Annotated in this window: 19 protein-coding genes; 13 read left to right on the top strand and 6 right to left on the bottom strand. The window is 65.2% G+C overall.

Translation table 11 applies throughout. The annotated features are described in order from the left end of the window. Window positions 1–4: 4 nt before the first annotated feature. Both AC07O0_RS08465 and AC07O0_RS08460 read left to right on the top strand, forming a co-directional pair. Window positions 5–694, top strand: coding sequence for an ABC transporter ATP-binding protein (locus AC07O0_RS08465; RefSeq protein ID WP_494621878.1), 690 nt, complete (start codon window positions 5–7; stop codon window positions 692–694). A gap of 13 nt (window positions 695–707) precedes the next feature. Further along, window positions 708–1,037 carry a hypothetical protein gene (locus tag AC07O0_RS08460; RefSeq protein WP_494621876.1) on the top strand — a complete coding sequence of 110 codons (330 nt, stop codon included), beginning with the start codon at window positions 708–710 and terminating at the stop codon, window positions 1,035–1,037. Window positions 1,038–1,082: 45 nt separating this feature from the next. Here AC07O0_RS08460 and tagH read toward each other — a convergent pair whose 3' ends face one another. The 3 genes from tagH to AC07O0_RS08445 are packed head-to-tail and all read right to left on the bottom strand — an operon-like array spanning window position 1,083 to window position 4,953. Continuing rightward, window positions 1,083–2,465, bottom strand: coding sequence for a type VI secretion system-associated FHA domain protein TagH (gene tagH, locus AC07O0_RS08455; RefSeq protein ID WP_494621874.1), 1,383 nt, complete (start codon window positions 2,463–2,465; stop codon window positions 1,083–1,085). 60 nt (window positions 2,466–2,525) lie between these two features. Continuing rightward, a complete protein-coding gene (locus AC07O0_RS08450) occupies window positions 2,526–3,083 on the bottom strand; it encodes a DUF6931 family protein (protein WP_494621872.1) in 558 nt (185 codons plus the stop codon). 7 nt (window positions 3,084–3,090) lie between these two features. After that, window positions 3,091–4,953, bottom strand: a complete 1,863-nt coding sequence (locus AC07O0_RS08445) for a type VI secretion system Vgr family protein (protein WP_494621870.1) — start codon at window positions 4,951–4,953, stop codon at window positions 3,091–3,093. A gap of 116 nt (window positions 4,954–5,069) precedes the next feature. Here AC07O0_RS08445 and AC07O0_RS08440 point away from each other — a divergent pair, with 116 nt between their 5' ends. The 11 genes from AC07O0_RS08440 to AC07O0_RS08390 all read left to right on the top strand — a co-directional run bounded on the left by AC07O0_RS08440 (window position 5,070) and on the right by AC07O0_RS08390 (window position 18,767). Next, complete coding sequence (locus AC07O0_RS08440; RefSeq protein ID WP_494621868.1) at window positions 5,070–5,615, top strand: OmpA family protein; 546 nt, start codon at window positions 5,070–5,072, stop codon at window positions 5,613–5,615. Between the two features lie 44 nt (window positions 5,616–5,659). Then, on the top strand, window positions 5,660–7,162 hold the full coding sequence (locus AC07O0_RS08435) for a type VI secretion system protein TssA (RefSeq protein WP_494621866.1): 1,503 nt from the start codon (window positions 5,660–5,662) through the stop codon (window positions 7,160–7,162). 222 nt (window positions 7,163–7,384) lie between these two features. Next, the gene (gene tssB, locus AC07O0_RS08430) at window positions 7,385–7,921 is read left to right on the top strand and encodes a type VI secretion system contractile sheath small subunit (protein WP_494621864.1); all 537 of its coding nucleotides are present in this window, start codon (window positions 7,385–7,387) and stop codon (window positions 7,919–7,921) included. Window positions 7,922–7,932: 11 nt separating this feature from the next. Next, window positions 7,933–9,435, top strand: a complete 1,503-nt coding sequence (gene tssC / locus AC07O0_RS08425; RefSeq protein WP_494621862.1) for a type VI secretion system contractile sheath large subunit — start codon at window positions 7,933–7,935, stop codon at window positions 9,433–9,435. A gap of 155 nt (window positions 9,436–9,590) precedes the next feature. Next, window positions 9,591–10,073, top strand: a complete 483-nt coding sequence (locus tag AC07O0_RS08420) for an Hcp family type VI secretion system effector (protein WP_494621860.1) — start codon at window positions 9,591–9,593, stop codon at window positions 10,071–10,073. Between the two features lie 151 nt (window positions 10,074–10,224). After that, a complete protein-coding gene (locus AC07O0_RS08415) occupies window positions 10,225–10,773 on the top strand; it encodes a type VI secretion system baseplate subunit TssE (protein ID WP_494621858.1) in 549 nt (182 codons plus the stop codon). Between the two features lie 6 nt (window positions 10,774–10,779). Further along, on the top strand, window positions 10,780–12,741 hold the full coding sequence (tssF, locus tag AC07O0_RS08410) for a type VI secretion system baseplate subunit TssF (RefSeq protein ID WP_494621856.1): 1,962 nt from the start codon (window positions 10,780–10,782) through the stop codon (window positions 12,739–12,741). After that, window positions 12,738–13,823: a type VI secretion system baseplate subunit TssG gene (gene tssG / locus AC07O0_RS08405; RefSeq protein ID WP_494621854.1), complete on the top strand. Its 1,086-nt coding sequence runs from the start codon at window positions 12,738–12,740 to the stop codon at window positions 13,821–13,823. Before tssF ends, tssG begins: the two co-directional genes overlap by 4 nt. A gap of 10 nt (window positions 13,824–13,833) precedes the next feature. Then, on the top strand, window positions 13,834–16,533 hold the full coding sequence (gene tssH / locus AC07O0_RS08400) for a type VI secretion system ATPase TssH (protein ID WP_494621852.1): 2,700 nt from the start codon (window positions 13,834–13,836) through the stop codon (window positions 16,531–16,533). 107 nt (window positions 16,534–16,640) lie between these two features. Further along, a complete protein-coding gene (locus AC07O0_RS08395) occupies window positions 16,641–17,414 on the top strand; it encodes a hypothetical protein (protein WP_494621850.1) in 774 nt (257 codons plus the stop codon). A gap of 27 nt (window positions 17,415–17,441) precedes the next feature. Next, entirely contained in the window at window positions 17,442–18,767 is a 1,326-nt protein-coding gene (locus tag AC07O0_RS08390; RefSeq protein WP_494621848.1) for a peptidoglycan DD-metalloendopeptidase family protein, read from the top strand. A 20-nt stretch (window positions 18,768–18,787) separates the two neighbouring features. On the opposite strand, the gene AC07O0_RS08385 is transcribed toward AC07O0_RS08390, so the two are convergent. The 3 genes from AC07O0_RS08385 to AC07O0_RS08375 all read right to left on the bottom strand — a co-directional run bounded on the left by AC07O0_RS08385 (window position 18,788) and on the right by AC07O0_RS08375 (window position 20,419). Next, a complete protein-coding gene (locus tag AC07O0_RS08385) occupies window positions 18,788–19,681 on the bottom strand; it encodes an alpha/beta fold hydrolase (protein WP_494621846.1) in 894 nt (297 codons plus the stop codon). A 92-nt stretch (window positions 19,682–19,773) separates the two neighbouring features. After that, window positions 19,774–20,166, bottom strand: a complete 393-nt coding sequence (locus tag AC07O0_RS08380) for a nuclear transport factor 2 family protein (protein ID WP_494621844.1) — start codon at window positions 20,164–20,166, stop codon at window positions 19,774–19,776. A 61-nt stretch (window positions 20,167–20,227) separates the two neighbouring features. Then, window positions 20,228–20,419 carry a hypothetical protein gene (locus AC07O0_RS08375; RefSeq protein ID WP_494622381.1) on the bottom strand — a complete coding sequence of 64 codons (192 nt, stop codon included), beginning with the start codon at window positions 20,417–20,419 and terminating at the stop codon, window positions 20,228–20,230. Window positions 20,420–20,606: the final 187 nt, after the last annotated feature.

Raw genomic sequence — 20,606 nt, 5'->3', positions numbered from 1 at the left:
ACCGATGGCAACCGAGACTCCGGCGCTCTTCCTCTCCCAGATCGAGCGCTACTACCCCCAGTCCGACGGCCCGCTCGAGGTGCTGCGCAAGGCCGATTTCGCGATCTGGCCGGGCGAGCTCGTGGCGCTGGTCGCGCCCAGCGGCACCGGCAAGTCGACCCTGCTGCATGTCGCCGGCCTGCTCGAGAGCCCCGATGGCGGCGAGGTCTTCATCGGCGGCGTGCCGACCTCGCAGCTCGACGACAAGGGTCTGACCCGGCTGCGGCGTACCGAGATCGGCTTCGTCTACCAGTTCCACCATCTCCTGCCGGAATTCACCGCGCTGGAAAACGTCGTGCTGCCGCAGCGCATCCGCGGCCTCGGCAAGGCCGAGGCGCAATCGCGCGCGACCGAGCTTCTGAGCTTCCTCGGCCTCGGCGAGCGGCTCGACCATCTGCCGGGCGAATTGTCGGGCGGCGAGCAGCAGCGCGTCGCGATCGGCCGCGCCGTTGCCAATGCACCGCGAGTCCTGCTGGCCGACGAGCCGACCGGAAATCTCGATCCGCACACCTCGCTGCACGTCTTCAACACGCTGGTTGCGCTGGCACGCGCCTCGGGCCTGGCCGCGCTGATCGCGACGCATAATCTCGACCTTGCACGGCGCATGGATCGCCAGGTCACGATCCGCGACGGGATGGTGGTGCCGCTGGCTTAGCGACGAGGGGCTCATGCCTGCAGAGGCTGAACATCAATCTGGCACCAAAGGGTTTGTCTTCGCTGCCCTGTTGAGTTGTGCTTTTGCGATCCTGGTCGGAGCAGGCGGCAGTTTCGGCACCTCTATCGGCTTTGGCGTTGCCGGCCTTGTCATGCCGGTACTCGCTCCCATTCTGTTGACCGCAGTCCTGCTCGCAGGAGAGCCGTGGCCTCTTGCCGATGATCACGTGTTCCCGCGGGCCGCTCTGGCGGCAATCGGTGCGATGACCGTTGGAGCATCGCTACTGCTGCTTTGGCGCGAGTACCGTCGATCTTCCCTCAGCAAGGCGCCTATGCGGGACTAGTGGCGTTTCAGGAGGGAGGGCAGTGGCTTCTCGTCCACGGCCCCCTCAACGCCCGCCGCGGTCGTAGCACTCGGCGAAATAGAGCATGAAGGCGTCGACCAGCCCGTCCTCGTAAGGGGCGGTCTTCGCTTCCCAGCGCGCGACATAGGCGTCCCAGAGCTTGCCCTTGCGCGAGGAGAGCAGGCCGTCGAGCCCGCGTCCGGCGTCGAGGCCCTCGGCGACCGCCTGCGGATCGAGGTCCTCGACCAGCATACGCAGCGCGTGCTGCATCGCCGAATAGGTCTTGATCTGGTGGATCTTGAGATCCTTGAAGCTCTCCTCGAACGCCTTCTGGGCGTTGAGATAGCCGCTGGTCGGCCGGCCGAAGATCAGCTTCAGCGCGTCCTCGATCGTCGGCGAGAACTTCAGCGGGTTGTTGTCCTGCGCCTGGATCATCGTCTGGTTGGAGCTGCGTGCGATGCGCTTGCTCTCGGCGCGCGCCGCCAGCAGCGCCTTGAGCTCGATCGCGATCAGGCGCATCAGCGCGCCGGTCTGCTCGGCGAAGGCGCCGGGATCCTGCCAGGACAGTTCCTCGACCGGCAGGCCGGCGCCGCGGGCGAAGCGGGCGATGAATTCGCCGGGCGAGATAGACGGGCCGCCAGCAGGGGCGCCCATCGGCGGCGGAGGTGGCTGCGGTGAAGCCGCGGGCCGCGGCGGCGGCTCGTAGGGGGCATCGAAACTCGGACGTGGGGGCGGCTCGGCCGATGCCTCGTCCCAAGGATTTCCGACGGGGCCGGCCGAAGGCGGCCGCCGCGGTGTCGGGATCGGGGCAATCGGCTCGGGCACCGGCGCCGGCGGCGCCTGGTAGGGCGCCCAGGCCATGTCATCCTGGCGCGGCGGGGGCGCCGATGGGGGTGGGGGCGCGGGATAAGCCTGCGCCGGATCGGCCGGCGTCGGGATATCTGCCGCCCAGTCGATGAAGGGGGCATGCACCGGCTGGTATTTCTGCGGCGGGATCAGGTCGCGGCGGGCGATCGGTGGCGCTTCGTCGCCATTCGACTCCCATAGGGATTCGCCGGATGGCGGCGGCATCGCTGGTTGCCCGGTCTGAACCGCAGCTCCACGTTCCGCTTCGTCGATCGCGACGGCGATGATGTAGTGGCCGATCTCGAGCCGGTCACCATGCTGCAGCCGATAGGGCGACTGCACGCGATAGGCGGCGCCGTTGACGAAGGTGCCATTGGTCGAGATGTCACGCAGCCAATAGGCGTTGTCGTTGAAGCGGATCTCGCAATGGCGCCCGGAGATGGCGCGACTCGGATCTGGCAGGCACCAGTCGAGATGCTGGTCGCGGCCGATGTCGAGCCCGCGCCCGCCGCTCAGCGACACGCTCAGCGGTCCGCCATCGGGCAACGAGGCCTGATTCTCGATCGTCAGCGTCAGCGCCATGTCGGGCCGCCCGCTTCGTTGTGGCCGAACGCCGGCTGCCGCATCGGCGCCGGGGCTATGCTACGCTCTCGTTCTGCCGCTTTCGTCATCGACCAGACGAATGCATGCTTCGACGCAATTTCGCAATGCGGCATCGCGCTCGGGCTCGGGCACCCGTCCGAGTGCGGTTAACACCGCGATCCGTGCTGTCTTGGCCGTCAGGTCCGGCGGGCAGGGCACGGCATGGGTCGAAACCATGCTGCCGCCGGAATAGCCGGCCGCCAGCGCAACCCAGGTTCCCAGACTGGCATGATGGCCGCTTTCGCCGTGCGCCAGCGCGGCCCGGCGCGTCTCGTCGGTCGGGTCGCGCACCCAGGCCTCGGCCGCGTTGAGAGCGGGGTCGGGCGGCGCTCCGGCCGGCTGCATGCGCTGGACGCTCTGCAGCGCCCACCAGACCGTCTCGCGTCGGGGCATCAGGAAGGCGCAGAAGCCGATCGCGTCCTTGTGCTCGCCGGACGCGACGAGCCTGCGCAGGAAGGTCAGGGGGGGCTCGGTGGTCGGCGCGGTGGCGATGACCTGCCGGGCCGTCGGAAAGGCCTCGAAGACCTGCAGCGCCGTGCTGAAACGAAGCTTCGACATCGCGGCCTCAGTTGATCTTCACGACACCGCCGGTGATGATGGTCATGCCGCCGCCGTTGATCTCGGTCTTCGCGGTGCTTTCCACCTTTATCATCGGCGACGTGATGGTGATGTCGGTCGGGGTCATCGTGATCTCGCTCTGACCGCAAACCAGCTTGATCTCCAGCGCCGCCTCGACATAGCGCTTGCCCTGCTTGACGTGCAGCTTGTCGCTGCCACTCAGAATCTGCGTCGTGCGGGCGAAGTCGGTTGGGCCGCCCTCGAAATTCTTGCCGACATCGCGGGTCTCGAGGTTGAAGACCTCCGTCTTATGGTCGCGTTCGGCCTGCATGGAGAAGACCTCCTTGCCGGCGAGGTCCTCGAACTTGATCTCGTTGAACTTGCCCGATTTGCCGCCGCCGTCGGTCGATTCCGATTTCAGCCCCGACTGGGTCTTGTTGGCGGGGAGATCATAGGGCGGCATGTGCTGGTCGTTGACCACCGCGCCTGTGATGATCGGCCGATCGGGGTCGCCGCCGATATAGGAGACGACGACTTCCTGGCCGATGCGCGGGATGATCTGGCCGCCCCAGTTCTTGCCGGACCAGGCTTGCGCCACGCGGACGCGGCAGGAGGTCGAATCCTTCTCGCGATCCCAGTGGAAGCGCAGCCAGACGCGGCCGTATTTGTCGACGTCGATGTCGCCTTCCTCGCCCTTGTTCTTTTCGCCGACCACCTTGGCGGTGTCGGGGCCGATATGGAGCGGGGAGGGCGTGACCAGCGGGGCGCGGAAGCGCTTGGTCCCCTTCTGCAGCTCGTAGGAGCCGTGATAGATCGCCTGGTCGGTGCGCTTCGAGGAGCGATAGCTCTGCACGCCGTAGCTGTGCGTCGCCCGCACCACGAGGAACTCCGCATCCTCCGAGCCGACCGGATGATCGGTCAGCGTCATCAGAGTGCCGGGATTGAGGCTGGGGGCCTCGCCGACGGCAAGGCGGCGCTCGTCCTGCGCCTGTTCGGCCTGGACCTGGATACGGGCGAGCTTCTCGCCCTTGCCGCGCTCGATATAGGCGCCGGGATAGTCGAAGACCTCGTACGACTTGGTGCGCGGGAAGCCATCCTCGGCGCGCGCCGTCAGGTCGGAGGTCGATTTCTCGAAATCATAGTCCTTGAGCTCGATCTTGCCGGTGCGCAGCCGCCGCTGCGCTGTCCATTGCGTCAGATGCTCGATCTGGCGGCGCTGAGATCCATCCGTCGGCATGAAGGGATAGGCACTGGGCGCCGCGCCGAAAGTCGGTTCGGCCGCGGGGGTGACCGCATCATGCGAGCTGCGGGCATCCGATAGGACCAGCTTGTGATCGCCCTCGGTATGCTTGAAGTAGTAGTAGATCCCGTACTTCTCCATCAGACGCAGGACGAAGTCGAGGTCGCTCTCGCGATACTGCACGCAATAGTCGATCTCCGGCGGCGCCTCGCTGACGCGGTCCTCGAAGCTCGCCTTGTCTTCTTTCCCGAAGATCGTCTTGATGATGTCCAGCGCGGTCTTGTTCTTGAAGATGCGGCAATCCGAGCGCTGCGAGAGCAGCCAGAGCCAGGGGCGCAGCACGAACCGGTAATGGTCGAGATCCTGGTCCCGGCCGAGCCATTGCGCCTCGACCAAGACGCCGTTGAAGATCCGGTTCTCACCGTTCTTCAGCGTCATCTTGATATGGCACTTCTCTCCAATCAAGTTTTGAAGCTCATCGCCACGAGATGTGCTCACAGCCTCGATCTGATAAACGAACAATTCGCTGAGAGCTTCTCGTGCTTCAAACTTCAGAAGCGAAAAGACATCTTGACCCGCCGGTGTCGTAAAGGAGGCAAGTCTTTTCGATTGTCCAGGGGCGGCGGCCATTAACCAAACCTCGTGGCTTGCGACAAGAGACGACTATTGACGCAGCAAACGCTGCGAGGCATACTTCGTGCCGTCAGTCTTCAACCGCCTCAGCGAACCTAAACGGGAGGAAGACCGTGCGCAAGCAGGCCCTTGTCATGGTTAGTGCCGCTCTTGCCGCAGGCTTCTGCGCCTTGTCGCCGTTTTCCGCGCAGGCACAAGCCTATAAAGCGGACGATATCGTCAAGCACTTCGGAGCCGGCAAGCCGAATCTCGGCGTCTCGCGCGGCCTTTGCGTCGGCACCGAGGCCGAATGCAACAAGGCCGGTCACGTCGTGAAGCCACCGACCGCCTTCGATCTCGTCGTCAAATTCAAGTACAATTCCGACCTGCTTGAGCCCGAGGCGAAGGCGAATCTCGACGAGTTCGCCAAGGCGCTGAAGGACCCGCAGCTCTCGACCAGCAATTTCCTGGTCGAGGGGCATACCGATGCCAGCGGCACGGCGGACTACAATCTCAGCCTGTCGGATCGCCGGGCCAAGGCCGTGGTGCGCTATCTCAGCGAGCGCGGGGTCGATACCGCCAAGCTCGTGCCGCGCGGCCTGGGCCAGACCAAGCCGCTCTCCGCCGACAAGTTCTCCGCCGATAATCGCCGGGTCGAGACGCGGTTGCAGGTCGAGTGAAATCTGGCGGCCAGGCCCGTATTCTAGATCGACGGTGAGGGGCCATGGCCGCGCTCAATTTCGCTGATCTGGCGAAGCCGGTTTCGGCCGACGATCCCTGCGGCCCCGATCCGGATGCCGAACCGGACATCATGAATGTCCTGGCGCGCCTGGAAGTGGCGCTGCCGACGTCGTATTTCCGGCGCGACGACGAAGGGCGGCAGATGCCCTTCGATCGCGCTACGATCGATTTTCCGGCGGCCTTCGGCGATCTCGGCAAAGTCCTGAAGCAGAGCCGCGATCTGCGTGGCTTCGTCCTGGCGGCCAAGCTCTGCCTGCTCAATCGGGATATCGCCGGCTTCGCAGCGAGCCTCGGGCTGATCGTGAGCCATCTCGGCGACTATTGGGAGGAGGTTTATCCCAGGGCCGAAGATGGCGATTTCATCATGCGTGAAGTCGCGTTGCAGGGCCTCGACGAGAACGCCACCATCGTCCTGCCGTTGCAGCATGCGCCGATCTTCATGAGCAAGCGGCTGGGGCCGGTGATCTTCCGTAGCCAGCTCATCGCCTCGGGCGAGCTGCGCGCCAGCGAGGACGAGCAGCACCCGGATGCCGGAGGGATCGCCGCTGCTCTGAAGGAGGCGGAGCTCTCCGATCTAACGGCAATGCGCGGTCATGTCGGCGCCATCCGTGACGCGCTCACCCGGCTGCGAGCAATCTGGGGCGAGCGCCTCGGGGCCGATCAGGCCGTGACCTTTCCGCGCCTCGCCGGCCTTGTGGAGCAGATCATCAGCTTTCTCGAAGCCGCGATCGAGCGCCGTGCTCCGGGCGGGCAGAGTGCGGCAGCCGCCGAAACCGCTGCCGGCACCGCGGGGACGGTCACGATCGCGCAAGTCGCAGTCCCGGCCGGGGCCTGCGCCTCCGTCGCCGAGGCGCAGGCCGCGCTCGCCGGCTGTCTCGCCTATTTCCGGCGGATCGAGCCGTCGAGCCCGGCGGTGCTATTGATCGGCCAGGCGCAGCGCCTGATCGGCAAGTCGCTGATCGAGGTGATCCAGATCATGTTCCCGGAGCACGTCGACAAGGCGATGCTCGAGATCGGCAGCGACACGAAGTACCAGCTGCCATTGGAGCGCCTAGGTGGCGACGGTTACGACAGCGGCAGCAGCGATGACGGTCGCAGCCATGATGAGGGCTATTCGTCCGATGGCGACGAGGAAAGCTCATCCTATGACGAGGAGGCGAGTGCCGAAGACGGTGTGATCGACGAAGCGGACGGCGCCGAGGCCGAGGGGGCCGACGGCGCGACCGAAAGCGAGCAGCCGGAGGCGCGGAGCGAGCCCGGGACGAGCGCATCGGCAGGCGCGCCTGTGCCGGCGATCACCGTCGCGAGCCGTGTCGAGGCGGTCGCCCGAATGAAGGCCGTCGCTGCCTTCTACCGCCACGCCGAGCCGTCCAACCCGGTCCCCCTGCTGATGGACAAGGCCTGCGCGCTGGCACAGCAAGATTTTCTCTCGCTCCTCAGCGATATCCTCCCTGACGTCGGCATAAGGCAGAGCAGCGACGAATAGGGCGCGACGATCCACTGATGGAGCGCCGCGCCTCATTCGTCGGGTGGATGCGGCGACGTCATCCGCCTGCAAACCTCAGCTGGCTGGATCTCTCCTGGCCGATGCGAGCAGTTCGACGAGAACTGTCAAGCGATCGGCAAGTGTGTATGGTATAGCGAGCTGGATCGTTGGCGTGGTATCACGCTCTCCTTGCGTGATGCCTCTAGAGGAAGGGGCGCCGTCATGGCCGGAGATTCGGGGCAAAAATTCATTCGCCGCAACAGGCCGCCGCGGGTCCACATTACCTATGAGGATCCCTATAACGCGGATCAGAAGATCGAGCTGCCCTTCGTAATGGGCGTCCTTGCCGATCTCTCCGGCAATGCCTCCGCCGTGGAGAAGCCGGATATCGCCGAACGCAAGTTCCTCGATGTCGACATGGACAATTTCGATCAGCGCATGGCCGCGATCGAGCCTGGGGCTGCGTTCACCGTGCCAAACAAGCTTGGCGGCGAGGGGGGCGACAAGCTCTCGGTCTCGCTGAAGTTCAAGAAGTACGACGATTTCAACCCGGCAGCGATCGCCCGCCAGATTCCGGCAACGGCGAAACTGCTCGAGGCTCGTGAGCAGCTTGCCAATCTGATGCGCTACATGGACGGGAAGGTCGCGGCCAGCGACCAGATCAAGGCCCTCCTGGCCGACCCGCAATTGATGGCGGCGCTGAAGGAGAAGCTCGGCGAAAAGCCGGCTGGTGACGACAAGCAGGACGGCAACGGTTGAGCGAGGCGGCCATGGCGGAAGCACAGATCCAACAACCCGGCGCGGCAACTGCTGAAACGCAAGGTGCCGACGATTTCTCGGCCCTTCTGAAGCAGAGCTTCAAGCCGAAGACCGAACGAGCGGCGACCGAGGTCGAGAACGCGGTCGCGACCTTGGTCAACCAGGCGCTCGCAGATTCGACGCTGATCAAGAGCGACGTGCTCGACACGATCGAGGAGATGATCGCCCGGCTCGACGCCAAGCTCACCGAGCAGATGAACGAGGTGCTGCACGCGCCGGAGTTCCAGAAGCTCGAGAGCGCCTGGCGCGGCCTCAACTACCTCGTCTTCAACTCCGAGACCGACTCGCAGCTGAAGATCAAGGTGATGAACGTCGGCAAGACGGAGCTCTACCGCAACCTCAAGACCTATCCGGGCGCGCGCTGGGACCAGAGCCCGCTGTTCAAGCAGCTCTACGAGCAGGAGTTCGGCCAGCTCGGCGGCCAGCCCTTCGGCTGCCTGGTCGGCGACTATCACTTCAGCCATGTCCCGACGGATGTGCAACTGCTCCGCGATCTCTCGAAGGTCGCCGCCGCGGCGCACGCCCCCTTCTTCACCGGTGCCGACCCCACGCTGATGGGCATGGACTCGTGGACGGAGCTTTCCAATCCGCGCGATCTCGGCAAGGTCTTCGATACACCGGATTATGCGGCCTGGAAGGGCCTGCGCGACGCGGCCGACTCCCGCTATGTCGGGCTGTGCCTGCCGCGGGTGCTCTCGCGAGTACCGTACGGGGCCAAGTCGGAACCGGTCGAGGAGTTCGCCTTCGAGGAGGACACCGACGGTCACAAGGGCGAGAAATATGCCTGGATGAACGCTGCCTACGCCATGGCGGTGAACATCAACCGGGCCTTCAAGGAATATGGCTGGTGCACGCGCATCCGCGGTGTCCAGTCGGGCGGCGAGGTGCTCAACCTGCCGACCCACACCTTCCCGACGGATGACGGCGGTGTCGACCTGAAGTGCCCGACGGAGATCGCGATCAGCGATCGCCGCGAAGCGGAGCTGGCCAAGTCCGGCCTGATCCCGCTGATCCATCGGAAGAACACGGACAAGGCAGCCTTCATCGGTGCGCAGTCGCTCTACAAGCCCAAGGCCTTCTTCGGGCCCGACGGCGTCGCGGCGACCGCTTCCGACAACCTGTCCTCGCGTCTGCCCTACATGTTCGCCGTGTCGCGCTTTGCGCACTATCTGAAGTGCATGGTGCGCGACAAGGTCGGCTCCTACAAGGAGCGCGAACCCCTGCGTCGCTGGCTGCAGGAGTGGATCACCGACTATGTCGACGGCGATCCGCTGAACTCCAGCGAGGAGACGAAGGCGCGCAGGCCCCTGTCCGAAGCGCGGATCGACGTCTTCGAGGACGAGGAGAACCCAGGCTACTATTCGGCCAAGTTCTATCTCCGGCCACATTTCCAGCTCGAGGGCATGGATATCGGCCTGAGCCTCGTCTCGCGCCTGCCGGCGCCCAAGACCTGAGCCCACAGTCGCGCCCACGGCGCGCAGGGCATCCGGGACGATAGTTGGCCCTGCGCTAACCGCGCAGGGAGAGTGGCGACGCATGGGGGGAGCTCTCCAGGCGACGCGAGTTCTATGCCTAAATCACCTCAGACAGCCAACCATTGGAGAGCACCATGGCGAGCGATTTCCTGCTAGAGATCGACGGTATCAAGGGCGAAAGCCAAGATCACAAGTTCAAGGAAGCGATCGAGATCGAATCCTTCTCCTGGGGACTCAGCAACTCCGGCACGCACGCGGCCGGCACGGGCGGCGGCGCCGGCAAGGTGAGTTACCAAGACTTGCATTGCACGGCGAACGTCAGCAAGGCTTCGCCAAATCTGATGCAGTTCTGCGCGAACGGCAAGCACATCACCAAGGCTGTGCTGCACGTTCGCAAGCAGGGTGAAAAGCAGCAGGAGTTCTACACCGTCACGCTCGAGGAGCTGCTGGTGTCGAGCTACCAGTCCGGCGACAGCACGGGCGGCAACCCCACTCCGACCGACCAGTTCTCGCTCAACTTCAACAAGATCAAGTACGAGTACAAGGCCCAGGACGAGAAGGGCGCTGTCGGCGCTCCTGTCACCGGAACCTGGAACCTGAAGAAGAACGAGAAGTAAGCTTTGCCGCCCGGCCGATCGCAGTGAGACGCGGTCGGGCTGGGCGGTACCTTGATGGCGCGATGGTTCGGGCCATCGGGCGGATACAAGCGGACTCCCTGCGATCGCGGGGAGTCCGCCGCTTGGAAGCCAAGTGGCGCGGGAGTTCGGGATGGCGGATCCCAAGATCAAGAACCGGTTGCGCCCGCCGCTGATGTTCGCCTTCCGCGAGGCGCATCGTGCCAAGGACGCCAAGGTTCATCTCGATCTGCGTGACTCGGGTGGTGAACGGGTCGTCGCCGGCCGTCGTGCGGCGCAGCGGGCCGCGATCACCGAAAGCAAGCTGCGGCAGGAGATCGCGATCGATCTCGAGGCCCTGGTCAATACGATCAATTTCGGCTCGTCAACCGACCTGTCGCGTTTCGAGCACATTCGCCGTTCCGTGCTCAACCATGGCTTCCCGGACGTCCAGAACAAGTCGATCGACGAACACCGGGTCGGTTCGATCAAGAACGAGCTGGCACAGGTGCTGCTCGCCTACGAGCCGAGGCTGCTGAAGCAGTCTATCATTGTCGAGCGCGACGAGGGGCTCGACAAGGCCGAGCTGAAGATCCGCTTCATCGTCCGGGCCGATCTCAATTGCGAGCCGCTCAACATTCCCGTGCAATTCGTCGCCGATGTCGAGCTCGATACCGGCAAGATCGCGATCAAGAACAGATAGCGCGTCATGAACCAGGAATTCCTCGACTTCTACAATCGCGAACTGAGGCTCTTCACCGAGCACACGAAGGAGTTTGCCGAGGAATATCCCGGGATCGCCGAACGTCTCGGCGGGCTGGTCGGCGAGCACATGGACCCGATGGTCGGCGGCCTGCTCGAGGGCGCCGCCTTCCTTGCCGCGCGGGTGCAGCTCAAGCTCAAGCACGAGTTCCCGGAATTCACCAACAACCTGCTCGAGCAGCTCATCCCGAATTATCTGGCACCGACGCCGTCTGCGCTCCTCGCCGGCATCGCGCCGACCTATGGCGATCCGGCCCTGCGCGAAGGTGTCGAGGTGCCGCGCGGCGCTTATCTCGACGCAACCTATGTCGAGCGCGACCGGCGCGTCGCCTGCCGCTATCGGCTGGGCTCAGCCGTGACGCTCTGGCCGTTCGACGTCGCTTCGGCCGAGTACATCGCCGCGCCCGGCCGGCTGCAGGCGCTGGGGCTCCCGGCCGATCAGCGGGTGCTTTCGGGGCTGCGTCTTTCGCTGACCCATCGCATCGCCAGCGACCCTGCCGAGGAGCCGTCGCCGGAGCAGGCGAGCAAGCTGCCGACCAGCTGGTTTGCCGGCTGCAAGACGCGAGAGCTGACCGTGCATCTGCTCGGCGGGGAAGCCGATGCGATCGCGCTCTACGAGCAGATCTTCGCCGACCGCCTCGGCATCTATTTCCGTTATCTCGACGAATTCGGCGATCCGGTGGTCGTATCGGGGGCGGAATGCTTGCTGGAGCAGATCGGTTTCGACGAAGACGAGGCACTGCTGCCGGCCGATACGCGAATCTTCCGCGGCTTCGACCTGCTGCGCGAGCAGTTCTGGTTCCCACGCAAATTCCTCGGCTTCAAGCTGGCGGGCCTCGACAAGGTGATGTCGCGGCTTAAGGCCAAGACAGTCGATATCATCTTGGTTTTCGACGAGCTCAATACGCGCCTGCCGGCGGCGGTCCAGCGCGAGATGTTCGCCCTTTACGCCGCGCCGGCGGTTAATCTGTTCGAGAAGACCACCGACCGCATCCCGGTGCGGCGGAACGAGCACGAATACCATGTCGTGCCCGATCGCAGCCGTATGCTCGACTATGAGCCGCACTCGATCCTCGACGTCTATGCGCACTATACCGGCGGCCGCGACAAGCAGCCTGCCCATCCCCTCTATTCCTCGCCCGAGGGCGCCTCGCCGACCCACGGGCTGCTCTATACGCAAAGGCGCCTGCCGCGCCGGCGTTCCGCCGCCGAGCGGCGCGAGGGGCGGGCGTCCGACTACACCGGCACCGAGATGTTCATCTCGCTCTACGAGCCGGCGACGGTGACCGATGCTGCTTCGGTCGCCGAGCTGAGCATCCGCGCGCTCTGCTCCAACCGCCATCTCACCGAGCATTTGCCGACCGGCATTGGCGGTGCCGATTTCCGCCTGATCGACAATGTCGTGCTCGACGTGACGTGCCTGGCCGGGCCGACGCCGCCACGCGAGCCGATTGTCTCGCAGCTCAGGCTCCGCTCCGAGACGGCGAGCACCGGCGTGGTGACTTGGCGGCTGATCAACATGCTCAGCCTCAACCATCTCGGCCTCGTCCAGCGCGGGGCCGGCGAGAATGCCGAGGCCCTGCGCGAGATGCTCTCGCTCTTTGCTGATCTTGCCGACAGCGCCACCGAGCGCCGCATCCGCGGCATCAAGAGCGTCGACAGCCGCCCCGTCGTCCGGCGTTTCCCGCAGCGGGCCGGAACGGGAGCCGCCCGTGGGCTCGAGATCACGGTCGTGCTCGACGAGAAGGCTTTCGAGGGCAGCGGCGTCTTCCTGCTCGGCGCGATCCTCGACCGCTTCTTCGCCGAGTATGCTGCGATGAACCATTTCACCCAGACGGTGATCCGCACCGTCGAACGCGGCGAGGTCATGCGCTTTCCGCCGCGTGCGGGTACGAGGCGCATCCTGTGAACGAGACCGCTCCATTGCCGCCGCCGGCTGCGCTCGACGAGCTGCGCGTCGAGCCGCCCTTCGTCGAGGGGCTGCGGGCCGAGCCCTGGCGGCACGACTTTTATGCAGTGCTGCGGCGGATCGAGCGCAGTTTTCCGGAGCACGAGCGCATCGGCGATGTCGCAGCCAGACGCGACGAATATGTCGCGCTCGGCGAGCAGGCCTATATGGATTTCCCGGCCTCGACTTTCGCCGAGGCCGATCGCGATCTGCAGGGGCGCCTGCGGCTCTTCGTCAAGTTCCTCGGTCTGCTCGGCCCCCAGGGCGCGCTGCCGCTGGCGACGACCGAGGAGAGCTATCACTGGCAGCTCGTGCGCGACGACGCCTTCCCACGCTTCCTCGACATTTTCAACAACCGCTTCCTGCAGCTCTTCTACCGGGCCTGGGCGGATTCCAGGCCGGTCGCCCAGCATGACCGGCCCGACAAGGACCGCTTCATCGCCTATGTCGGCAGCATGGTGGGCTTGGGCTCGAAGCCCTATCAGAACCGCGACAGCGTTCCCGATCCAGAGAAACTGGCCCATGCCGGCCTTGCCGGTGCGCAGGCCAAGTCGGCCTCGCGTTTGCGTAGCCTGCTTGCCGGCCTTTTCGACATCGAGGTCGAGGTCGAGCAGTTCGTCGGCATGCGGCTGGTCTTCGATCCGGAGGATCGGACAAAGCTCGGCCGCGGCCAATGCGCTCTCGGCAGCAATGTCCTGCTCGGCGCCAGTGTCTACAGCGTCGAGGACAAGTTCCGGGTCAAGCTCGTCGCGCGCGACCTCGAGCAGTTCAATCGCTTCCTGCCGAATGGCGACCGCTGCGAGCCCCTCGCCGACGCGGTGTTCTTCTATCTCGGTGAGCAGTTCGAATGGGACGTTGAGCTCGCTCTGCCGGTCGGCAAGGTCAGGCCGATGCAGCTTGGCCGCTCCGGCGCGCTCGGCTGGTCGAGCTGGATCTCGCCGAACTGGAACGTGCCCGACGGCAGTCTGCGCCGCGATGCCCGTTTCCATCCCGCCGAACGCATGCGGCTGAAGAGCAGCCAACAGACGCAGAACCGACGATAAGGAGGCAGTCATGGCCGATATCAGTCTCGAGGCCGTCACCGGCAAACTCAACCGCGTCGGCTATGAGGCCTTCATCCAGGCGCTGCGCCAGGCCAAGGGGGCCGGCAACCGCAACGTCGAGCTGGCGCACTGGCTCGCGCAGATCCTGCAGCGGCGCTCGACCGATATCGGGCTGACCGCGCAGCATTACGGCCTCGACATGGCCCGGCTCGCCACCGATATCGGCGGGGTCATCGAGGGCTTCCGCAAGAACGAGACCGAGATGCCCGGCGTCGCCAACAACGTCGTCGACGTGCTCGACCGCGGCTGGCACTACGCCACGCTGTTCTTTGGCGAGACCCAGATCAGGACCGGCCATGTCCTGGTCGCGGCGCTGAAATCGCTCGAGCTCAAGCGCGCGCTGACCGGTATCTCAAAGGAGTTCGGCAAGATCCCGGTCGAGGAACTCGCCGCCGGCCATGCCAAGATCTGGAAGGACTCGGAAGAAGAGAACCTGCGGCCGATGGATGGCTCGGGCCTGCGTGCCGCGGGCACGCCCGGCGCCGAGCAGGCGGAAGGCGCCAAGGGCACCACGGCCCTTGATCGCTTCTCGCAGGACCTCACCGAGAAGGCCCGTTCCGGCACGATGGACCCGATCCTCGGCCGCGACGACGAGATCCGCCAGGTCATCGATGTCCTGATGCGCAGGCGCCAGAACAACCCGATCCTCACCGGCGAGGCCGGCGTCGGCAAGACCGCGATCGCCGAGGGCTTCGCCCAGCGCATCGTCGCCGGCGACGTGCCGCCGCCCTTGCGCGGGGTCAAGGTTTGCGCCCTCGACATCGGCCTGATGCAGGCCGGCGCCTCGATGAAGGGCGAGTTCGAGCAGCGCCTGCGCTCGGTGATCGACGAGGTCCAATCCTCGCCGACCCCGGTGATCCTGTTCATCGACGAGGCCCATACCCTGATCGGTGCCGGTGGCCCGGCCGGCACGGGCGATGCCGCCAACCTGCTCAAGCCAGCGCTGGCCCGGGGCACCTTGCGTACTGTCGCGGCGACGACCTGGTCCGAATACCGCCAATATTTCGAGAAGGACCCGGCGCTGACCCGGCGCTTCCAGCCCGTGCAAGTCGACGAGCCGGATGTCGTGCGCTGCTGCACCATGCTGCGCGGCCTGATCGGCCCGATGGAGAAGCACCACAAGGTACGCATCTCCGACGCCGCCATCGTCGCCGCCGTCCAGCTCTCCTCGCGCTATATCCCCGCCCGTCAGCTGCCCGACAAGGCGGTGAGCCTGCTCGACACCGCCTGCGCCCGTGTCGCGATCAGTCAGACTGCGACACCGGCGGCAATCGAGGATGCGCGGGTTGCGATCTCGGCGCTCGAAAAGGAGAAGCTGGCCCTGATCGCCGACAAGGACCTCGGCGACGCCACCGATGAGCGCCTCGGCAAGATCGACGAGGAGAACGCCACGTTGACAGCGAAGCTGGAGGAGCTGGAGGCCGACTGGGCTTCCGAGCTAGCCCTGGTCGAGGAGATCACGCTGCTGCGCGGCAAGCTCGGCGAGAAGCCGGCCGCGGACGCTGCGCCTGCCGATGGCGAGGCACTGGCCGAGGCTGCGCCAGCCGAAGCGCCGGCCGATCCGGAGGCGACGCGCGCCAGCCTGAAGGAGAAGTTCAATACGCTCGGCGCGATCGATCCAGCCAACCGGATGATCTATGCCCATGTCGACGAGCAGTCGGTCGCCTCGGTCGTCTCCGACTGGACCGGCATCCCGGTCGGCCGCATGGTCAAGGACGAGATCGAGACCGTGCTCAACCTCGCGGCGACGCTGAACAAGCGCGTCGTCGGGCAGGGGCACGGCATCGGCATGATCGCCAAGCGCATCGAGACCAATCGCGCCAGGCTCGACAATCCGAACAAGCCGATCGGCGTGTTCATGCTCTGCGGCCCGTCCGGTGTCGGCAAGACCGAGACGGCGCTGGCGCTGGCCGAGTCGCTCTATGGCGGCGAGCAGAACGTCATCACCATCAATATGAGCGAGTTCCAGGAGGCGCATACCGTCTCGACGCTGAAGGGCGCGCCTCCCGGCTATGTCGGCTATGGCGAGGGCGGACGGCTGACCGAGGCCGTGCGCCGCAAGCCCTACTCGGTGGTGCTGCTCGACGAGGTCGAGAAGGCCCATCCCGACGTGCACGAATTGTTCTTCCAGGTCTTCGACAAGGGCCAGATGGAGGACGGCACCGGCCGGCGCATCGACTTCAAGAACACGTTGATCATCCTGACCTCGAATGTCGGCACCGACGAGATCATGCGCATGGCCGGCGACGAAACCAGCCGCCCGGATGCCGAGGAGCTCGCGGTGGCGCTGCGCCCGGCGCTGCTCAAGGTCTTCCCGCCGGCGCTGATCGGCCGCCTCGTGACGATCCCGTACTACCCGCTTTCGGGCGAGATGCTGGGCGGTATCGTGCGCCTGCAGCTCGGCCGCATCGGCAAGCGCCTGCGCGACAACCACAACGCCGCCTTCATCTATGACGACGCCGTGGTCGAGCACATCGTCGCCCAGTGCAACGACCCGGATTCGGGCGGGCGCATGATCGACAACATCATCACCAATTCGATGCTGCCGGCCCTGTCACGCAGCATCCTCAACCTGCAACTGGAGAAGAAGCCGCTGACCGAGGCGAAGGTCACGGTCGAGGACGGCGCCTTCCATTATGCCTGCAACTGAGGATCGGGCTGCCGCTCAGGCGGTCCGCAGGGAGTACTGACGATCCCTGCGGCCGTACGGCCGCAGGAGACGGACACATTCGGATTGCCTGCGAAGGAGATGCGATCATGCCCGTGCCCGACATCAACAATGCGAGCGACATCAGCAATTATCATTTCAAGCCGGTCGACATGGTCGAGGCCTATTGGAATGTGCAGGTCGACGATGACTACATCTCGATCAACAAATACATGATCGGGACCCACGACTCGGATGCGGGTGGTCTGAAGCGCAAGGCCGTTGCCCAGGCCGCCGCCAGGCTCAACCATCGCGTCGACGCGAACGCCTTCTTCCGGGCGAGCGTCGGCAAGGTCAGCCCCGCCGATTGCCAGCATATCCTCATCCTTGCCGTGAGGAGCAAGCTGGTCGAAGCCGCTGACCTGCAGAAATGGGCCGACCAATGCCTCGGGGTCGACTGCACGGGTTTCGTTGTCGCCTACTACAGCGAGATCGGGCGTATCGACATCGACAAGTACAAGGGCGGAGCTGGTTGCCCCTACCTTGTCCAGCGAGCGGTCAAGAACAAGGCCCCGGGCCTGGAAAGCGCATTGATTTGGGAATTGGACCAGGTGCGGGTCGGCGATATGATGGTCTGGATGAACAGCCGGATGGTCGAGACAAAAGCACCCGGCCACATCGCCTTGATATCCGATGTCGATATCAGCACGGATACATTATTCGTCGCCGAATCGAGTGGTGCTACGGACGGCAGCGGTCACTATGGACCCAAGCACAACCGCAAGAGCTGGGACGGAGTGAAGACGAATGGTGGCGCGAAATATATTCAGAGCAACAAGACGGCAAAAGTTCTGATCGTGCGCCCGCCGGCGTGGTTCGGCTGAGCGGCCCGTGGGGATGGAACAGGAGTGATGCAACCGGTCAGGTTGAAGCGGCGCGATGAAGCGGTGCCGGCAGTCGCCATCTCGGATGGCGAGAGCGCCTCTCCGCGGCGCTTTCGCGAGCCGCCACCGACCGGACGTTCGCCGCGTCGCCGGGGCAGCGTCCTGCCCTGGTGTCTGGCTTGTTTCGCCCTGGTCGGGGCCGGCGTCACCGGCTACCTGCTCTATGAGGAGAAGGGCCGCGTCGCCGCCCTGCAGCAGGAACAGGCGATCCTGCAGAGCAGCTATGACGAGAAGCTGAAGGCGCTGCAGCGCCGCCTCGTCAGCGCCATCGTCGCCTCCGGCAATTCGCCCGGCCTGCCGGCGCAGCCGGGCCAGCCCGCCGCAGCGGGCAGGGCGGGTGACCAACTCGCCGACCTGATCACCCGCCAGATCGAGCTGGAGGCCCGCCAGGCGCTGCTCGGCGCGCTCACGGGCCAGGCGGTCGGGCCGATCCTGCCGCAGGGCGGCGCGCAGGCGCCGGGCGGCAATCAGTTCGCCGACGGTCAGAATGTGCTCGACCGCGTCAATCCCGCCGTGCTGGCGCAACAGCGCCGGCAGGTCGCGGCGGCGGTCAAGGCAACTGAGACCATGTCGCTCGACCAGCGCATCACCGTGCTCAGCCAATCGCTCGACCGGGTTCAGAACGGCCAGAACCAGCAGCTTTCCGCGCTTGGCCGCCAACTCGTCGGCCGCGTGCAGGAGGTGAGGGCGGCGCTGGCTGAGGTCGGGCTCGACCCGGCCAAGGTCAAGCTGCCGCCGGGCCGTGCCGGCATGGGCGGGCCGCTCATCCCCATAACTGTGAAGCCCGGCACTTTCGAGCATGCGCTGATGCAGCTCGGCGAGGCGAGGGCGGTCTTCGGTCGCTGGCGTGATCTGGCGGCGATCATGCCGTTCCAGCGCCCGCTCGAAGGCGATGACACCACGACCAGCAATTTCGGCCCGCGCTCCGATCCGTTCACCGGCGGCACGGCGATGCATGCCGGCATGGATTTCCGTGGCGAGACCGGCACACCGATCCGCGCGCCCGGAGCCGGAAAGGTGCTGCGCGCCGAGGTCGCCGGCGGCTACGGCAATCTGATCGAGCTCGACCACGGCAACGGCATCACCACGCGCTATGGCCACCTCTCGGCCTTCGACGTCAAGGAAGGGCAGATCGTCGCCGCCGGGCAGGTGATCGGCCGCGTCGGCTCGACGGGTCGCTCGACCGGCCCGCATCTGCACTATGAGACACGGCTGTTGGACGAGGCGCGCAACCCGCTGAAATTCATCCAGCTCGGCGACAAGCTGGCGGTCGGGCCGAGCGGCCTGCGCTGAGGTTCAGAGCATTGCCAAATCTAGCCCTGATCGGCATGTGCGAAGAAGGACACAAGCCGCTCGGCGAGCTCGTTCGGACGCTCTTCCGGCACGTAGTGGCCGCAGTTCGGCACGATCCAGCCTTGCGGATTTGACGCGACCTGCTGCATCGTCGAGAGCGCTGCGTCGCGATAGCCATGCTCCGCCCCGATCGCGAGGACTGGAAGCGGGAGCTTGCGCGCGCCCAGCGCAATGTTGTCCGGAAGATCATGCGACAACAGGGTCCGGTAGTAGGCGAACATGCTCCTCAAGCCGCCGGGCGCTGCTGCGGCGGCGGCATAAGCTGCGATATCATCCTCAGTGATTGCCGTACGGTCCCATAGCCCGACTTTGTCGCGATGGATCATGTGGCGGATGAACATATGCTCGCGGCCGGCGACCAAGGCTTCGGCAATGTCGCCAGCCGCGTTGAAGCCAAAATGCCAGCTGCCGCCCCGCGCAACATTCATGGCGTTCTCCTGGCCGAAGCCGGGGAGCCCCGATTCAATGAAGACCAGACCCTTCGCCCGTTCAGGCCATTGCGCCACGAAGGGGTAGGCGACCTGGCCACCCATGTCATGACCGACGACCCAGCACGACTGAATGGCGAGGCTGTCGAGCAATTCGAGCAAATCCCTTGCGACCGTCTTCTTGTCGTAGCCGCCTGGCGGCTTCGAGCTATGGCCGAAGCCGCGAAGGTCGACCGCAATCGCCCGGTAACCAGCCTTTGCAAGCAGCGGTGAAACATGCCGCCAAGCGTAGGAGGTCTGGGGCCATCCGTGCAGAAGGAGCACCGCCTCTGCTTCCTGCGGGCCGTATTCCGTCAGGTGGAGCCGAACTCCGCCAGGCAGGAACATGGCGGCATGACGGATATCATTCCGATCGGGTGGGGCCATCAATGCTCTCGCTTTCGAAATGAGATCGATAGCGCCCCCGCTGCAGCGGCAGCAAGCGCAAGCATGGAGGCCGTGAAAGCCCGGCTCGGGGGTCAGAGAGCGTCGGAGCCGACCTCCCGCCAGGCGCTTCCGGTATCGTAGAAGAAGCGCTCCTCGGCGATGCGGTCGCCCTGCCAGCGCTGGAATGCGAGCTCTTCCAGCCGGCGCGTCACGCCTGCCTTGTCGGTCGCATCGAAAATCCAACGGACGACGACATGATCGCCGTCGACCAGAACCGCGACGGCAGGGTGCGTGTGCATCTTTTCAAGCCTCGCCAAAGCGCGCGCCTCATGCGCCATCAGCGCCTCGCGGCCGCGGCGCGGCTCGTTGGCGTTCTCCTGCATCGTCGCGTCGTCGGTGTAGAAGTCGCGAATGGCGCCGACATGGTCACCGCTGACGACAGCGGCAACGAAGGCATCAACTCTGGCGCGCTCGGGCATAGTCATCTCCATCTCGTCAGGTCGAGATGGGGGAGAGTAACTGCATTCTCAACCAGGCCTGTCAGCATCAGGCCCCGCGCTTGGGCGCTCCGGACTTGGTTGGGCTTTGGGGGGCGACAGGGTCACTGGCTGGAAATGTGCCCTCGAGCGCCTTGTCGAGCTCGTTCTCGCCCTTGCCGCGGGCCTTCTTCTCGTCCTTACGCTGCTCGCGCTGCTCCTTGCGCAAGCTCTCGACCGCCTGGTTCGTGGAATTCACCATGACGTTCCCCTGTTGCGTCGCAGGGCCCTGCCTGCCTGTCCGCTCAACGCAGGTGCCGGAGCGAAAGTTCCTATGGCAAAGGGCCAGCCGCACCGGTGTTCGCCGCGTGAGTTGGGTAACGCGGGAAGGATCTTCTCCTTCCTCCGTCAAATAAGAAAATTCACGCTACCTGATGTAAATTGATTGG

The organism is Allobosea sp. GW821-FHT10B12, from assembly GCF_059415545.1.
Note: the sequence above shows the minus strand (reverse complement) of the source record. Positions and strands in the feature narration are given on the sequence as shown.

Excerpts from the sequence above, each read along its gene's own strand:
- AC07O0_RS08465 (WP_494621878.1), top strand. The coding sequence starts at position 5 with ATGGCAACCGAGACTCCGGCGCTCTTCCTCTCCCAGATCGAGCGCTAC.
- AC07O0_RS08460 (WP_494621876.1), top strand. The coding sequence starts at position 708 with ATGCCTGCAGAGGCTGAACATCAATCTGGCACCAAAGGGTTTGTCTTC.
- tagH (WP_494621874.1), bottom strand. The coding sequence starts at position 2,465 with ATGGCGCTGACGCTGACGATCGAGAATCAGGCCTCGTTGCCCGATGGC.
- AC07O0_RS08450 (WP_494621872.1), bottom strand. The coding sequence starts at position 3,083 with ATGTCGAAGCTTCGTTTCAGCACGGCGCTGCAGGTCTTCGAGGCCTTT.
- AC07O0_RS08445 (WP_494621870.1), bottom strand. The coding sequence starts at position 4,953 with ATGGCCGCCGCCCCTGGACAATCGAAAAGACTTGCCTCCTTTACGACA.
- AC07O0_RS08435 (WP_494621866.1), top strand. The coding sequence starts at position 5,660 with ATGGCCGCGCTCAATTTCGCTGATCTGGCGAAGCCGGTTTCGGCCGAC.
- tssB (WP_494621864.1), top strand. The coding sequence starts at position 7,385 with ATGGCCGGAGATTCGGGGCAAAAATTCATTCGCCGCAACAGGCCGCCG.
- tssC (WP_494621862.1), top strand. The coding sequence starts at position 7,933 with ATGGCGGAAGCACAGATCCAACAACCCGGCGCGGCAACTGCTGAAACG.
- AC07O0_RS08420 (WP_494621860.1), top strand. The coding sequence starts at position 9,591 with ATGGCGAGCGATTTCCTGCTAGAGATCGACGGTATCAAGGGCGAAAGC.
- AC07O0_RS08415 (WP_494621858.1), top strand. The coding sequence starts at position 10,225 with ATGGCGGATCCCAAGATCAAGAACCGGTTGCGCCCGCCGCTGATGTTC.
- tssF (WP_494621856.1), top strand. The coding sequence starts at position 10,780 with ATGAACCAGGAATTCCTCGACTTCTACAATCGCGAACTGAGGCTCTTC.
- tssH (WP_494621852.1), top strand. The coding sequence starts at position 13,834 with ATGGCCGATATCAGTCTCGAGGCCGTCACCGGCAAACTCAACCGCGTC.
- AC07O0_RS08395 (WP_494621850.1), top strand. The coding sequence starts at position 16,641 with ATGCCCGTGCCCGACATCAACAATGCGAGCGACATCAGCAATTATCAT.
- AC07O0_RS08390 (WP_494621848.1), top strand. The coding sequence starts at position 17,442 with ATGCAACCGGTCAGGTTGAAGCGGCGCGATGAAGCGGTGCCGGCAGTC.
- AC07O0_RS08385 (WP_494621846.1), bottom strand. The coding sequence starts at position 19,681 with ATGGCCCCACCCGATCGGAATGATATCCGTCATGCCGCCATGTTCCTG.
- AC07O0_RS08380 (WP_494621844.1), bottom strand. The coding sequence starts at position 20,166 with ATGACTATGCCCGAGCGCGCCAGAGTTGATGCCTTCGTTGCCGCTGTC.
- AC07O0_RS08375 (WP_494622381.1), bottom strand. The coding sequence starts at position 20,419 with ATGGTGAATTCCACGAACCAGGCGGTCGAGAGCTTGCGCAAGGAGCAG.